The 17,489-nt window shown below is 57.0% G+C and carries 5 protein-coding genes; 1 reads left to right on the top strand and 4 read right to left on the bottom strand.

What is annotated here, in order from left to right; translation table 11 throughout:
- Window positions 1–551 precede the first annotated feature (551 nt).
- Window positions 552–3,884 carry an SUMF1/EgtB/PvdO family nonheme iron enzyme gene (locus tag ACTRXD_RS05125; protein WP_442430771.1) on the top strand — a complete coding sequence of 1,111 codons (3,333 nt, stop codon included), beginning with the start codon at window positions 552–554 and terminating at the stop codon, window positions 3,882–3,884.
- 101 nt (window positions 3,885–3,985) lie between these two features.
- On the opposite strand, the gene ACTRXD_RS05120 is transcribed toward ACTRXD_RS05125, so the two are convergent.
- The 4 genes from ACTRXD_RS05120 to ACTRXD_RS05105 all read right to left on the bottom strand — a co-directional run.
- Window positions 3,986–6,799 carry a PASTA domain-containing protein gene (locus ACTRXD_RS05120; RefSeq protein WP_442430770.1) on the bottom strand — a complete coding sequence of 938 codons (2,814 nt, stop codon included), beginning with the start codon at window positions 6,797–6,799 and terminating at the stop codon, window positions 3,986–3,988.
- A 144-nt stretch (window positions 6,800–6,943) separates the two neighbouring features.
- Window positions 6,944–10,168 (bottom strand): PASTA domain-containing protein, encoded by a 3,225-nt coding sequence (locus ACTRXD_RS05115; protein WP_442430769.1) that lies wholly within the window; start codon window positions 10,166–10,168, stop codon window positions 6,944–6,946.
- A 300-nt stretch (window positions 10,169–10,468) separates the two neighbouring features.
- Window positions 10,469–14,245 carry a PASTA domain-containing protein gene (locus tag ACTRXD_RS05110; RefSeq protein WP_442430768.1) on the bottom strand — a complete coding sequence of 1,259 codons (3,777 nt, stop codon included), beginning with the start codon at window positions 14,243–14,245 and terminating at the stop codon, window positions 10,469–10,471.
- Between the two features lie 143 nt (window positions 14,246–14,388).
- Window positions 14,389–17,489 (bottom strand): PASTA domain-containing protein (locus ACTRXD_RS05105; RefSeq protein WP_442430767.1); only part of this gene is annotated, 3,101 nt, incomplete at its 5' end.

Genomic DNA, 17,489 nt, shown 5'->3' with positions numbered 1-17,489 from the left:
GACGTAGAAAACCAGGCGATCCTATAAACTCTTTCTCATGAAGTCAATCCATATTTCCCAGAGGTTTCGCTTGCACCGACCCCCCACTCAGCCATACCCCCCAAATTTGGGAAATGACCGACAGGCTTCAAGAAGGAAGGTCTCTTAGTTTTCAAGTCGTGTACCAGGCCAACAATGGCATCTCCGAGGCAGGACCCAGTAAACTGGTCTCAAAAACCCACGTCGTCCGGAATCAGCACCATGCTTATGACACGTTCTTTTCATCGTTGCTGGACATATAAGCTCTCACGAAACGAAGGAAAAGGCCAAAGACGAAATTCTGATGCATCCGGAAAATGGCCCTGGCTTATTTTCTTCCGAGAATTTTCATGAGTAAAATTGACATAGGCCACAGGAGCACGTGAACGGTGTCCGATCGCACTCTACATCACCCCATCCAGAAAAGAGGATCTTTCCACTCTCCCAGCATCCTGCAGCTCTCTTTCCTGTTATGCAGTTTGACCGCATTGCTCCTTCCAATCCAGGCCCACGCAGATACCTCCAGTAGTACTGTGAACGGAAAAGTTCCTGCCCAATATATCGCCGAGACCCAGGGACAATCCTGGGCCGTCATCATAGGCATTGATAAATATCTGAATCTCGCCGGCCTGGCCTATGCGGTCGATGATGCGAAATCGATGGCACGCATGCTGGGGCGTCAAGGATTTACGGTTACATCACTCTACAACACTCAAGCCACCAAAAAAGCGATCCTTCAGGAGTTGCGCCACAACCTTGTGACGCAAGTACAAAAAAATGATCGAGTGCTCATCTTTTTTGCGGGGCACATCGGAGAGACCCCCGGCAAGGGAAAACAGCAACCTGTAGGCTACATGATGCCCGTCGATACCGAGCCGGGCCTACTTGCGGACACCGCAATCAGTGTGGATCTTCTTCGCGAACTTTCCGAATCACTTCCGGCAAAACAGGTCTTATTTCTCATAGACATTTGTTATGGAGGCATTGCCGGGCGCAGTCAGCGTTCGTTCCCCCCCATGACCAGTAATTATCTCAAGATGATTGCCAGTGAACCTGCGCGCCAATTGATTACCGCAGGAGGAACGGGGCAGCAAGCCTTAGCCGGACCGAAGTGGAAACATAGCGTGTTTACGTATTATCTTCTGGAAGGCATTGGAAAGGGAAAGGGTGACCTGAACGGCGATGGGATCATTCCCACTTCCGAACTCTTCACCTATCTCGATGAGCACGTGCAATCGGCTGCTCTCACCCATAAACATGTGCAACGACCTGAGATGTGGGGGTTGAGTGCGGATAAAGGAGAATTTGTCTTTATTCCCGAAAAATTTTCCTCCAACCCACAAGTCGCCAACACCCAAGGAAAGACGAGCAATCCTGCAGCTGGAACGGTCGAGACCATTGTCGGACTCTTAAAGAGTTTTGGAAATCCCCTGGATGTCTTCAACAATGTTCCATCTGGAAAGAGCGAGCAGGCTGATAAACAAAAAACGGTAGAAGAAGAAGCTGCCGCGCTAGAGGCAGAGCGGGAAAAATTTGAATTGCAAGCTCTCCAATCTTTAAAGGAGCAACGGCAGCGGGAGAAGGATCTTCAAGCGCAACTGGCGGAAGCCCAACGTCTGGCTGCGGAGGAAGAACGTCGGCGGGTTGCCGCAGAACAGGCCCGTCAGGAACAAGAAGCGCTCTTGGCGGAACAGCAGGCGGCGTTAAAAGCCGAACAAGCCCGCGTGGCCGCCGAAGAGGAGCACCGCAAACAAGTCCTGGCGGAACAAGAACAAACTCGTCTGGCCCAACTGGCCGAAGCTCAACGCCTGGCCGCGGAGGAGGAGCGCCGGCGGGTCGCCGCGGAACAGGCCCGCCGGGAACAAGAAGCGCTCTTGGCGGAACAACTAGCCGCGTTAAAAGCCGAACAAGCCCGCGTGGCCGCCGAAGAAAAACAACAACGCCAGCTGGCCTTAGCGCAACTGGCCGAAGCTCAACGCCTGGCTGCGGAGGAGGAACGCCGGCGGGTCGCCGCGGAACAGGCCCGCCGGGAACAGGAAGCGCTCTTGGTACAACAACAGGCCGCCTTAAAAGCCCAACAAGCCAAGCTCGCCGCCGAGGAAGAGCGACGAAAACAACTCTTGGCACAACGGGAACGGGAATTTCAAACGCAACTGGCCATAGCCCAGCGAATGGTAGCCGAAGAAGAACGTCGACGCGTGGAAGCCGAAAAGGCCCGACTCGCGGCAGAGGAGCAAAAACGAAAACAACTCTTGGCGGAACGGGAACTTACGCGTCAAACTCAACTCGCTGAAGCTCGCCGAATGGCCGAGGAACAGGCCAGAATTGAAGCCGAGGAACAGCGCCGCAAGGAAGCCTTAGCCAGACAGGAACTCACCCGCCAAGCCCAACTCGCTGAAGCCCGACGGGTGGCCGAGGAACAGGCCAGAATTGATGCCGAGGAACAGCGCCGCAAGGAAGCCTTAGCCAAAGAGGAACTCACCCGTCAAACCCAATTGGCTGAAGCCCGACGGGTGGCCGAGGAACAGGCTCGCATTAAGCAAGAAGCCGCCATGAAAGCCGAAAAGGCCCGACTCGCGGCCCTGGAAGAAGAGCGGGAACAAGTTGCCCGCCTGAAGCAAGAGGCCGCCATGAAAGCCGAAAAGGCCCGACTTGCCGCAGAAGAGCACCAACGCCAGCAGGCCGAGGAAGCGCGTCGCCTGGCCGATTTGGAAGAAGAGCGTCGACGAACCGCCGCAGAACGTGAGCGTAAGGAACTAGAGGCAAGAGTTACGCAACCACCAATTATTGTCCCGAATGGTGGAAATGATCCGGCAGGGCCTTCTTCTGGAAGTTCGCCAACGCCTGGGACCATTTCCGCATCCACCCCTTCTCCCCCATCCCCCTCGGCGATTGAACCATCCTCGAACGAGAATTCAGGGTTTTTCGGATTTTTCAAGAATATGTTCCAAAATGACTCTAGCTCACCCCCAGCGGCCAGTGATCAACCGAATGTATCCCAACCGGAACCCATCCTTGAGGCACGGCTACATCAACAGGATTTACCTGGCGCCGTGGAGTCCGCCCTCTCAGGAAATGATGACGTCCCCATGATCTTGATTCCCGCCGGAGAATTTAGGATGGGAAGCACTGAGAATCAAATTTCCAGTCTCCTGAAAGACTTTGAAGGAATCCAGTTCAATGCCTTTCAAGCAGAGATTCCTCAACGCCAGATTAGCCTTAAAGCCTATTATCTTGATCAGTATGAAGTCAGCTATCGCCACTATCGTGCATTTCTTGAATCGACAGGTCGGGCAGCCCCTGCGTTCTGGGAGAATGAACGATTTCACAAACCGGATCATCCCGTCCTCGGAGTGACCTGGTACGATGCAACGGCTTACTGCACCTGGGCTGGCAAACGCCTTCCTACCGAGGCGGAATGGGAATACGCCGCCAGGGGACCTCAAGGTTATGCCTATCCTTGGGGGAACTCATGGGATCCTCAACGAACCAATACGGCGAGTTATTGGGCAGGCAAAAACTTTTCATCAATGGCGAAATGGGGTGAGTGGATGCAAACCGCTTTGGATCGCGGAAAAGCCGGCCCGTTAGAAGTTGGCACCTTCTCGAATGGAGTGAGTCCATTTGATATTCACGACATGGCTGGAAATATATCCGAGTGGGTCTTTGATTGGTATACACCGTACGAGAACCAACCGACGCTCATCCATAATCCCAACGGGGCGGACTCCGGGACCATGAAAGTGCATCGTGGAGGATCCTGGAGTGTGAGTTCGATTTTTGCCCGTTCAACCTATCGGGCTCGAGAAAATCCTGAAAAGAGAAGTCCCTACATTGGAATACGATGCGCCAAATCTTCTGAATAATTTCCTCAATCCATGCCCTGATCTTACTTAACAGGCCCTACCCGAATGGCCTCTTGGCCTGATGGCGCCCTACAGCGCTCCCCCCCCCCGGCAAACAGGAACTACTGAATCTCCCAATCTGTGGAGGTTGAGCCTGGGAACCCCACGGCGGAAATCGTTAATCCATTCATCAGCCACACCGCTACCGTCCCATTCCGGCTATTACGCCAAATGACATCCGCTCTGCCATCGCCATTCACATCCCGCGCCTCTGACATTTGCCAGACGGCCGGAACCCCACCCGGAAATCCTGATGCGGCAATGGAAGTCCCGTTCATTAACCAGATTGCGGTACTGCTGTCAGTCGTATTGCGCCAAATCAGGTCCGCCTTCCCATCCCCGTTCACATCGCCCACACCCATGACCTTAAAGGCGGTGGAAGCGCTTCCAGGAAAACCCACGGCCGTCACCGACAACCCGTTCATCAGCCATACAGCCACTGCCCCACTGTTGCCGTTGCGCCAAATTACATCGGCCTTGTTATCCCCATTCACATCGCCCACCCCCGTGATGTGCCAGGCCTCCGGCACTCCTCCCGGAAACCCTGAGGCGGCAATGGTGGTGCCGTTCATCAACCAGATCGCGGTACTACCATCAGTGGTATTGCGCCAAATCAGATCCGCTTTCCCATCGCCGTTCACATCGCCCACGCCCATGATCTCAAAAGCGAGCGAGGCACTACCCGGAAACCCCGTGGAAACAATCGTTAATCCATCCATCAGCCACACAGCCACTGCCCCATTGGTGGCGTTCCGCCAAATAACATCGGCCTTATTATCTCCATTCACATCGCCCACCCCGGCGATGTGCCAGGCCATTGTCACTCCCCCGGGAAAGCCTGAGGCCGCAATCGTCGTTCCATCCATCAACCAGATTGCGGTGTTGCCATTAGAATTGTTCCGCCAAACCAGATCAGCTTTGCCATTGGCATCGAGATCTCCCAAAGCCGGTGCGGTCCTGAGCGGAACCAAGGCCAAGGCTGTCGTCACAAAAAAGTCAGGGCCTGTGAGCGCAATCGCAGTTCTGGTATTATTGTTCACATGGATTGTTTCAAACAGAATATTCTTGGAAAATCCTGAGGTCACCTTATGCTGACCGGAAAAATGATACAGGAGGTCAGGCGACGATCCTACCCCAATCGTCTCACTTTCCCGAAAATTTGGTTGTCCGGCCACGGCGCCGGCCGAGACATCCAGGAATTCCGTCGTAGCTCCCGTCGTGGTATTGACCGTATAAATCCGTGCCGGAAACACGGTCGCCCCCCCAGGCACCGGTCGATTGTCCGTAATCGCATAGAGAATCCCGGCTGCATTAAACGCCAGGTCCATGAAGTTTCCTAGAAGTTTGGCCTTTTGGGTAGCCACGCCCGTCCTGGGATTAATCGTCACTAACCGGCGGGCACTGTTCACTTCTGACGTCACGACAAGCAAGCCCCATAGCAGACCGGTCCCAGGCTCTGTGGCCAACCCCCGTCCCCCCTCTATTGATTCGCCCGTCGATAAGGACAGAGGGATCGTGGCCAGGGTGGCCCCGGTCTCGGGATTAAGCCGATACAGATTTGGCCGGGCCCCCGACTGTTGCGCAAGCGTCAGCTCTTCCACGGAATACAGCGTGGACCCGACAAACGCCAAACCATGGGTACGGTGGTTCAGATCCCCAATTTTGGTCACGACTCCATCAGTGCGAAGACGGTAGAGGCTATTCACGAGCGGTCCGATTTTGGGATCATTTTGTACACCCATCAGAAAAACCGGCGGTCCGGAGGAAATGACCAGGGCCACCGAACTTCCCGGAGTCACCTTTATTCCTGGCACTGGTATTTGATTGATGACGGTGCCGCTGGGCACCGTTTCACTATTGGCGGTCGTCATGGTCCCCACCGTTAAGCCCGCCGCGCTCAGAGCCGATTGGGCGCTACTCTGCGTCAACCCCACGACATTGGGCACGGTCGTTCCCAGCGATACCACCAAAGCAACCGCACTTCCAGGGTTCACAGTTGTGCCGGCCCCCGGGTTTTGACTGATAACTCTACCGGCCGCTACGGTGGCGCTATTGGCCATAGTCACGGTTCTCACGGTTAAGCCGGAAGAGGTCAGGGCTTTTTGGGCGTCCGCTTGTGTGCGACCAACAACATTCGGGACTAGTGTCCCTCGGGACACAACCAGGGCCACAGCACTTCCCGCCTCCACCTTTTTTCCTGCTACCGGATTTTGACTAATAACCTTTCCCGCTGCCACGGTGGCACTAATTGCTGTCGTCACTGCACCGACGGTCAAACCAGCCGTGGTAATCGCCGATTGAGCGGCCGCCTGCGTCATGCCCACCACATTCGGGACTGTGCTACCTAGGGATACCACCAGGTCCACCGGACTCCCAAATGTCACATTGGTTCCCGCCGTAGGGTTTTGACTGATAACCCTGCCTGCCGCCACCGTCGCACTATTGGCCGTCGTCACTCTCCCGACGATTAATCCTGCTTTGGTCAGATCATTTTGGGCGTCAGCTTGCTTTCGACCGACGACGTCGGGGACTGCCACTCCAGACACCACCAGATCAACCTTTGTCCCTCGGACGACATTAATTCCTGCTGCGGGATTTTGAATGATGATGGTACCCGGCAGGACGGTGACAATATTAGCCGAGGTTACTTTTCCCACCCTCAAATTAGCCTTGATAATATCCGCCTCCGCCTTAGCCTGTGAGCTGCCCACGAGATTGGGGACTTCGACGGCTCTTGCGGTCTCAGGTAAGACACAGGTCAGAAAGAGCAGGCTTCCTAGGACGACGAGCTGTAAAACCAGGAACTTGAGGGCCTGACGCGTTCCCTTGTGGGTGCGGTTCAAGATCTGCTGATGCAGAACTTTCATTCCGTCCATGTAGTGTATGCTCCGTTCACCAACAATTGACTAACCATATGACAAAACAAGGGTTTGAATCCATACTCTGACTCCAGCGCCCCCTCTTTCGAATGGCTCTCCTCCTTTTTATTGTGGCAGGAGTGGATATGCCGTAACCCATGCCTACTGAATCTCCCAGTCGGAGGGAGCAGAGCCAGGGAAACCCACACTTGAAATCGATGCCCCATTCATCAGCCAGACAGCCACAGTCCCGCTCCGCCCGTTACGCCAGATGACATCCGATTTGCCATCGCCATTGATATCGCCGACTTGAGAAATCTGCCATGCTACGGGTACCCCGCCAGGAAAACCGGGGCTAGCAATGGTGGTCCCATTCATCATCCAGATTGCGGTACTGCCGTCCGTCGTATTGCGCCAGACCAGATCGGCTTTGCCATCCCCATTTACATCGCCCACGCCTGCAATCTCAAATGCCGTCGACGCACTGCCGGGAAAGCCGACCCCCGTGATACCTAATCCGTTCATCAGCCACACGGCCACGGTGCCGCTCGCACCATTGCGCCAGATGACATCCGCCTTACTATCCCCATTCACATCGCCCACACCTGAGATTTGCCAGCCTACCGGCACCCCGCCCGGAAAACCAGGAGCAGCGATTTTCGTTCCGTTCATCAGCCAGATAGCGGTACTGCCATCAGTCCTGTTGCGCCAGACCAGGTCGGCTTTCTCATCACCGTTAACATCTCCCACGCCGGAAATCTCAAACGCCAGCGACGCGCTTCCGGGAAAACCCACAGACGTCACCGACACTCCATTCATCAACCACACGGCTACGGTTCCACTTGTACTATTGCGCCAGATGACATCCCCCTTACCGTCTCCATTCACATCGCCCACACCCGCAATCCGCCAGGCCGCGGGCACCCCGCCAGGGAATCCTGTCGCTGCGATTGTCGTACCATTCATCAACCAGATGGCGGTGCTGCCATCTTGGGTGTTTTGCCAGATCAGATCGGTCGTGCCGGACGCATCCAGATCGGCCAAAGCCGGAATACCTGCACCGGTATTCGTATTCGTGGGTGGCACCAACGTCAAGGCCGTCGTGACAAAAAAGTCCGGGCCAGAGAGCGCAATGGCTTTTCTGGCCTTCGTGGTTCGATGGATCTGCTCAAACAAAATATTCTTGGTAAATCCAGAGGTCACCTTATGTTGGCCGGAGAGATGATACAGGAGGTCCGACGACGACCCTACCCCTAAGGTTTCACTCTCGCGGAAATTCGGTTGCCCCGCTACGGCGCCGGCCGAGACGTCCAGGAATTCCGTCGTGGCCCCCGTCGTTGTATTCACCGTATAAATCCTGGCCGGAGCCACAGCCCCACCGGATACGGGTCGGTTATCTGTGATTGCATACAGCGTCCCGGCCCCATCAAAGGCCAGATCCATGAAGTTTCCGAACAGTTTCGCCTTTTGCGTGGCGACGCCGGTCGTCGGATTAATCGTGACCAGCCGGCGGAGAGTATTCACCTCGGAGGTCACCACGAGTAACCCCCAGAGTTGGTTGGTTCCGGGCTCCGTGGCCAGACCCCGCCCTCCTTCCAAGGATTCCCCTGTCGATAAGGACAGGCGGATCGTGGCCAGCGTCGCCCCGGTGCTGGGATTGAGCCGATACAAATTCGGCGGAGTCCTCGCTTGTTTGGCAAGCGTCAGCTCTTCTACGGAATACAAGTTGGACCCGACGTAAGCCAAGCCATGTGTGCGGTGCGTGAGATTTCCAATTTTGGACACCACCCCATCGGTACGAAGTCGATAGAGGCTATTCACCAGGGGCCCGGTCTTGGGATCATTTTGCACCCCCATGAGCAGAACCGGTGGACCGGAAGAGATGACCAAACCGACGCCACTACCTGGTGAAACATTCGTCCCCGCTGTGGGGTTTTGACTGATCACATTTCCCGAAGCCACCGTGTCGCTGAAAACTGACGTCACGTTCCCCACCGTCAAGCCTACACCGGCAATGGCAGCTTGCGCCGCAGCCTGCGATTTGTTGACCACATTGGGCACGGCCGTTCCCACCGATACGACTAGAGCGACCGCACTGCCTGGGGCCACATTAGACCCCGCTGTCGGATTTTGACTGATGACGTTTCCGATGGCCACCGTCTGACTGTTGGCCGATGTCACCGTCCCAACTTTCAGCCCTGCCGTGCTCAGAGCTGTTTGAGCACTACCTTTCGAACTCCCGACGACATCGGGCACCTTTGCCCCAAGGGACACAACCAGGGCCACTGCACTGCCTGCCTCCACCTTTGCCCCTGCAGCCGGATTCTGACTGATGACCTTGCCCACGGCCACACTGGAACTATTGGCCGTGGTCACCCTGCCCACAGTCAGGCTGGCTGAGGTAATCTCCGTTTGCGCCGCCGTTTGCGTCAAGCCCACTACATTCGGCACCACCACCCCCGAGGACACCACCAACGTCACAGCACTAGCTGGAGCCACATTGGTCCCGGCCTCCGGAGATTGACTGATGACCGTGCCCGCCGGCACCGTCGTACTGGTCTCCGTGGTCACTGTCCCCACGGTCAAACCCGAACTTTTAATGGCTGCTTCCGCCGCGGCCTGCGTCAATCCGACCACATTGGGCACCTTCGCTCCCAGGGACACCACAAGAGCCACCGCACTGCCCGGAGGTACATTACTCCCCGCGGCCGGCGTTTGACTGATGACCCGTCCCGCCGGCACCGTGCCACTATTGGTTGTCGTCCCTGTCCCCACCGTGAGATTTGCGGCCGTAATGGCGGTTTCCGCTGCGGCTTGGGTCAACCCTATCAGGTCCGGCACCGCGGTACCCAGGGAAATCACTAGAGTTACGGCATTACCCGGCAACACATTGGTACCCGCTGCGGGGGTTTGACTGATAACATTGCCGATGGGCACCGTGTCACTATTGGCTGTCGTCCCTGTCCCCACCGTGAGATTTGCGGCCGTAATGGCGGTTTCCGCAGCCGCCTGCGCCGACCCCACCACACTTGGCACCGTCACGCCGGATATCACGAGATCCACCTGACTGCCCGATACCACATTGATTCCGGCCGCCGGATTTTGACTAATCACCGCGCCGATGGGCACGGTGGCACTATTGACCGGCGTCACGACCCCCACAGAAAGATCCGAGCTAATAATCGCGGCCTCTGCTGTTGCTTGTGGGCTTCCGACAACATTGGGGACCTCTACGGCACCGGCCGTTGCAGGTACGCCACAGATGAGACATAGCATGCACACAAGAAAGCCGAACGGCAAAAGGATCGAGGCATGATCTCTTTGCAATTTCTGACGGGTGAAATTCAACATCGTTTTGTTCTGGTGCAGAACTTTCATAAGATTCATATCGTTGACTCCATTCAGCAAGAATCAGCTGCCCAGTCCACGGCGCCCCAGGCTGGCCTGGTTACACCCGCTACCTACGCGCCTGACCCATGGATTGCCGTTGCGTTTTGCGGTGAAATGAAAGAAAAGGGCTTCGTTGTCTTTGCTATGGGGGAGGGTTGGTCGTGTTGTCAATCAGATGGGTGAAAGATTTCTGATCAGGAACACGGAAAAAATAAACGTAATCATAACATGAGAGGGTTGACGCGTTCCATCCTTAGCAGGTTGGCCTGCTGGTCCCCATCCGACCGGAATTATTATCTATTGAATCTCCCAGACCGAGGAAGCCGAACCGGGGAAACCCACGGCCGAAATTGACAACCCGTTCATCAGCCAGACGGCCACCGTGCCACTAGGGCCATTGCGCCAAATGACATCCGCCTTGCCATCTCCATTCACATCACCAACTTGAGAAATTTTCCACGCTAAGGGTACCCCGCCAGGAAAACCTGGGGAAGCAATCGTGGTCCCATTCATCAGCCAGATCGCAGTGCTGCCATCATTCTGGTTGCGCCAGACCAGGTCGGCTTTGCCATCCCCATTCACGTCGCCCACGCCCGCAATCTCAAATGCGGTCGATGCACTACCGGGAAAGCCGACCCCCGTGAAAGTTAACCCGTTCATCAGCCACACGGCTACGGTACCGGTGGTATTGCGCCAGATGATATCGGCTTTGCCATCGCCGTTCACATCGCCCACGCCCGCAATTTTCCAGGCTAAAGGCAATCCGCCAGGAAAACCGGAAGAAGCAATGCTGGTCCCATTCATCAGCCAGATCGCGGTGCTGCCATCAGTCTGGTTGCGCCAGACCAGGTCGGCTTTGCCATCGCCATTCACATCGCCAACCCCAGCAATCTCAAACGCCGTTGATGTACTTCCGGGAAAGCCCACGGATGTCACCGACACCCCGTTCATTAACCACACGGCTACCGTGCCGGTGGCATTCCGCCAAATGACATCCGCCTTGCCATCGCTGTTCAGATCGCCCACGCCCGCGATCTGCCAAGTCAGCGGCACCCCGCCTGGAAAACCGGAGGCCGCGATTCTCGATCCGTTCATCAACCAGATCGCGGTGCTGCCATCAGTCGTATTCCGCCAAACCAGGTCGGTCGTACCGGACGCATCCAGATCCGCCAAGGCCGGAAGATTTGGACTCATGGGTGGCACCAACGTCAAGGCCGTCGTCACAAAAAAATCCGGGCCCGTGATCGAAATGGCGGTTCTGGCTTTATTGTTCAGATTGATCGTTTCAAACAGAATATTTTTAGTAAATCCTGACGTCACTTTATGCTGCCCGGAAAGATGATACAGCAAATCGGATGAAGTCCCCACCCCAATCGTTTCGCTTTCTCGAAAATTCGGTTGTCCCGCCACGGCCCCGGCCGAGACATCCAGGAATTCCGTCGTGGCCCCCGTCGTTGTATTCACCGTATAAATTCGGGCCGGAGCCACAGTTCCACCGGATACGGGTCGATTATCCGTGATCGCATACAGCGTCCCGGCTGCATCAAAGGCCAGATCCATAAAGTTTCCAAACAGTTTGGCCTTTTGCGTGGCCAGGCCCGTGGTCGGATTAATCGTCACTAGCCGGCGGGCATTATTCACTTCGGATGTCACCACGAGCAGCCCCCACAACTGATTGGTTCCAGGCTCCGTAGCCAGGCCTCTACCCCCCTCTAACGATTCACTCGTGGATAATGAAAGGGAGATTGTTTCCAGCGTGGCCCCGGTATCGGGATTGAGCCGATACATCTTCGGTGGGGTCCCAGCCTGTGGCGCAAGCGTCAGCTCTTCCACGGAATACAGATTGGACCCGACAAAGGCCAAGCCATGCGTGCGATGCGTCAGATCTGCGACTTTGATCACCACTCCATCGGTGCGAAGTCGGTAGAGACTATTCACCAGCGGCCCGGTCCTGGGATCATTTTGCACTCCCATCAGAAAAGCCGGCGGTCCGGAGGAAATCTCCAGAGCCACCCCACTGCCCGGATCCACATTCGTCCCCGCCGTCGGATTTTGACTAATTACTGTTCCGAGGGGAACGGTGTCGCTAAAAACCGCCGTTACCGTCCCTACAGTAAGGCCCGCCGTGATCAAAGCCGTTTGAGCAACACTCTGCGTCAAGCCCACGACATCGGGTACCTGAGCCCCTAGCGATACCACTAGGGCCACCGCACTCCCAGGCGCCACATTGTTTCCGGCTGTCGGATTTTGACTGATGACCGCGCCAATCGCCACGGTTGGACTCGTGGCGGTCGTCACCGTCCCCACCGTCAAGCCCGCCGTGGTAATCGCGGATTGCGCCGCCGCCTGCGTCAAGCCCACGACATTCGGAACTGCGGCGCCCAGGGACACAACAATGTTCACTGCACTGCCCGCCGATACGCTCGTGCCTGACGCGGGAGTTTGACTGATAACTCTCCCAATGGGCACGGACGCACTCGTGGCAGTCGTCACCGTCCCCACTGTCAACCCGGCCGTGGTAATCGCGGATTGCGCGGCAGCCTGCGTTAAACCGACCACATTCGGCACCACCGGCCCCAGCGACACCACCAACGCCACCGCACTACCTGGCCCCACATTGCTCCCGGCACCTGGGTTCTGACTGATGACATTTCCTGCGGAGACTGTCGCACTGGCCTCAGTCGTCACAGCCCCCACTGTTAACCCGACACTGGTAATTGCCGTCTGGGCGGCAGCTTGCGCCAAGCCCACGACATTCGGCACCTCAGTGCCCAGGGAAACGACAATGTTCACCGCACTGCCCGCTGTGACACTCGTGCCTGGTGCAGGAGTTTGACTAATGACCCTCCCAATGGGCACCGACTGACTATTTGCGGAGGTAACCGTGCCCACTGTCAGGCCGGCCGTAGTAATCGCGGATTGCGCGGCCGACTGGGTCAAACCCACCACATTCGGCACCGCAGGCCCCAGCGACACCACAAACGCCACGGCACTGCCTGGCGCCACATTGCTCCCGGCCCCAGGGTTCTGACTGATAACATTCCCGGTCGGCACCGATGGATGACTGGCTGTTGTAATGGCCCCAACCGTTAAACCGGCATTGGTAATCGCCGTTTGCGCAGCCGACTGGGTCAAGCCCACCACATTCGGCACCGCGGTTCCCAGGGACACCACAAACGCCACGGCACTACCTGGCTCTACATTGCCTCCTGCCACGGGGTCCTGACTGATGACGATCCCAATAGGCACCGTCGCACTATTTGCTGACGTGACCGTCCCCACTGTGAGACCCGCATTGGTGATGGCTGTTTGGGCATTGCCCTGTGTGACCCCCACGACATTGGGCACCGACGCGCCCAGGGACACCACCAAGGCTACGGCACTGCCAGCCGCCACATTGGTTCCCGCCGCCGGATTCTGACTGATGACATTTCCAATTGCCACAGTCGTACTATTCGCCATCGTCACCGTGCCTACCGCAAGGTTGGCACTGGTAATCGCCGATTGCGCCGTGCCTTGGGGCAACCCCACGACATTTGGCACCGCGATACCCAAAGACACCACAAAGGCCACCGCATTACCCTGAAAAACAGGGGTCCCCGCCGCCGGATTCTGACTGATAACGTTTCCAATAGGCACGGTCGCACTATTCGCGGACGTCACCGCCCCCACTGTGAGACCTGCATTGGTAATAGCGGTTTGAGCATTGCCCTGTGTGACCCCCACGACATCCGGTACCGCCACACCAGAAATCACGAGGTCCACCGGACTGCCCGGCACCACATTGATCCCAGCTGCCGGATCTTGATTGATGACGTTGCCAATGGGCACCCCACCATCAATGGCTGCCGTCACAACTCCCACAGTGAGACCAATGTTTATAATCTCTGACTCTGCTGTGGCCTGTGGGCTCCCGATAAAATTAGGAACTTCCACGGCTCTTGCTGTTGCTGGAAAGATAAAGTTGAGGAAAACGAGGCTTACCAGAACCAGCAGCCAAAGAAAGATCAACTTTTGACCTCTTGGCAACTTCTGGTGGGTTAGATTCAACCCGTTCAGGTGCTGAACCTTCATCACATCCCCGGAGGACTCGGTCGTGGAATAAACTACGTGGCCGAAAGATACCTGATTATGAGCATAAGAGAAATGCAATGTAAGCTAAAATGTCAAGGTATGAGAAACTATGCCTATAAGCCAATCAGCTCGAAATATCCCTCCTACTGAATTTCCCAATCGGAGGGCGCGGAACCCGGGAAACCTACGGTCGAGATTGATAATCCGTTCATCAACCAGACCGCCACTATGGCACTTTTATCATTGCGCCAGATGACATCGGCATTACCATCTCCGTTCACGTCGCCGACTTGAGAAATTTTCCACGCGACGGGCACACCCCCCGGAAAGCCGGCCGTAGTAATGGCGGTCCCATTCATTAACCAAATTGCCGTACTGCCATTACTCTGATTGCGCCAGATCAAGTCCGCCTTTCCATCGCCGTTCACATCGCCAGCGCCCGCCATATCAAAAGCGGTTGGGGCAACGCCGACAAAGCCTATGTTGGTCACCGATAACCCGTTCATCAGCCATATAGCCACTCCTCCACTAGTGCCATTGCGCCAAATGACATCTGCTCTACCATCCCCATTGACATCGCCCACACCCTCGATTTGCCAGGCAAGAGGCACTCCGCCCGGAAAGCCGGAGGCGGCAATGGTGGTGCCGTTCATCAGCCAGATCGCGGTGCTGCCATCAGTGATGTTACGCCAGACCAGGTCGGCTTTGCCATCGCCGTTCACATCGCCCACGCCTGCAATTTCAAACGCCGTCGACGTGCTTCCCGGAAACCCTACGGCCTTCACCGCCGCCCCATTCATCAGCCACACGGCTACCGTGCCGGTGGTATTGCGCCAGATGACATCTGCCTTGCCATCGCCGTCCACATCACCTACGCCCGCGATCTGCCAAACCCTCGGCACCCCGCCCGGAAAGCCGGAGGCGGCGATTGTCGTTCCATTCATCAACCAGATCGCGGTACTACCATCACTCTGGTTGCGCCAGATGAGATCAGCCGTACCCGACGCATCCAGATCTCCTAATGCCGGAGGACTCGTAGGTGGCACCATGGTCAGGGCCGTCGTCACAAAAAAATCCGGGCCTGTGAGGGCCATCGCCGTTCTGGCTTTTGTAGTCCGATGAATCGTTTCAAACAGGATATTTTTGGTAAATCCTGGGGTTACCTTATGCTGACCGGAGAGATGATACAATAAGTCGGAAGAAGATCCCATCCCAATTGTTTCACTTTCACGAAAATTCGGTTGTCCCGCCACGGCACCCGCAGAGACATCCAGAAATTCCGTCGTGGCTCCTGTCGACTTATTCACCATATAAATCCTGGCCGGAAACACCTTCGCCCCCCCAGGTACGGTTCGGTTGTCCGTGATCGCATACAGCGTCCCGGATGCATCAAAGGCCAGGTCCATAAAATTTCCAAACAGTTTGGCCTTTTGAGTAGCCACTCCCGTCGTCGGATTAATCGTGACTAACCGCCGGGCACTGTTTACTTCGGACGTCACGACAAGCAACCCCCAGAGCAGATTTGTCCCGGGTTCCGTGGCCAACCCTCGCCCGCCTTCTAACGATTCGCCCGTCGATAACGACAAGGGGATCCTGGCCAGCGAGGCCCCGCTTTCCGGATTCAGCCGATGCAAATTCGGCGAAGCTCCAGATTGCGGAGAAAGAGACAGTTCCTCGACGGAATACAACGTGGTCCCGACATAGGCCAAGCCATGCGTGCGATGCGTCAGATCTCCAATTTTAGTTACAACCCCATCGGTGCGAAGGCGATAGAGACTATTCACCAGGGGCCCGGTCCTGGGATCATTTTGCACCCCCATCAAAAAAACCGGTGGTCCTGACGAAATAACTAAGGCTACCGCACTGCCCGGAGCCACAGTGGTCCCTGCGCCAGGCTTCTGACTAATGACGTTGCCAACTGGCACCGTGGCACTAATGGTCGTTGTCACCATCCCCACTGTCAGGCCGGCCGCGGCCAAGGCATTTTGAGCATTGATCTGCGACAAACCGACCACATTCGGCACTGCGGTTCCAAGAGATACGATCAGGTCCACTGCACTGCCCGGAGCCACATTGTCCCCAGCTGACGGGGTTTGACTGATAACCGCACCAATGTCCACGGTCGTACTGTTCACGGTCGACACCGTCCCCACCGTCAAACCCGCACTGGTAATGGCGGTTTGCGCCGCCGCCTGCGGGCTCCCCACCACATTCGGCACTGCGGTTCCGAGGGATACGACAAGGTTCACTGCACTGCCTGCCGCCACCTTGCTTCCTGGCTGGGGAGTTTGACTAATAACTCTGCCAATGGAGACTGTCTGGCTGTTGGTTGAGGTCACCCTGCCCAACCTCAATCCTGCCCTGGTAATCGCAGTTTGCGCCGCGGCCTGGGTTAGGCCTATGACATTCGGCACCGCCGGCCCCGTCGACACCACCAGATTCACCGCACTGCCTGCCGCCACACTCGCCCCCGCCCCCGGCGTTTGACTGATGACTCGCCCCGAGGCCACCGTCGCATGACTGCTCTCCGTGACAGTCCCTACCTTCAAACCCACATTGGTGAGCGTGGTCTGCGCCGCCGCCTGCGCGCTCCCCACCACATTCGGCACCGTCACCGGCGCCGGCCCCGTCGACACCACCAGGTTCACGGCACTGCCCGCCGCCACACTCGCCCCCGCCCCCGGCGTTTGACTGATGACATTCCCCGACGGCACCGAGGCATGACTGCTGTTCGTGATGGTCCCCACCGTCAGGCCCGCCCCCGTAATGGCCCCCTCAGCAGACGCCTGCGGACTCCCCACCACATTCGGTACCGTCACCGGCGCCGGCCCCGTCGACACCACCAGATTCACCGCACTGCCTGCCGCCACACTCGCCCCCGCCCCCGGCGTTTGACTGATGACTCGCCCCGAGGCCACCGACGCATGACTGCTCTCCGTGACAGTCCCTACCTTCAAACCCGCATTGGTGAGCGTGGTCTGCGCCGCCCCTTGCGGGCTCCCCACCACATTCGGCACCGTCACCGGCGCCGGCCCCGTCGACACCACCAGATTCACCGCACTGCCCGCCGCCACACTCGCCCCCGCCCCCGGCGTTTGACTGATGACATTCCCCGACGGCACCGAGGCATGACTGCTGTTCGTGATGGTCCCCACCGTCAGGCCCGCCCCGGTAATGGCCCCCTCAGCAGACGCCTGCGCGCTCCCCACCACATTCGGTACCGTCACCGGCGCCGGCCCCGTCG

The sequence above is a fragment of the Nitrospira sp. T9 genome, from assembly GCF_052156535.1.
Lineage (GTDB): Bacteria > Nitrospirota > Nitrospiria > Nitrospirales > UBA8639 > Nitrospira_E.
The sequence above is the reverse complement of the archived record's forward strand: the minus strand, read 5'-3'. Positions and strand labels throughout refer to the sequence as shown.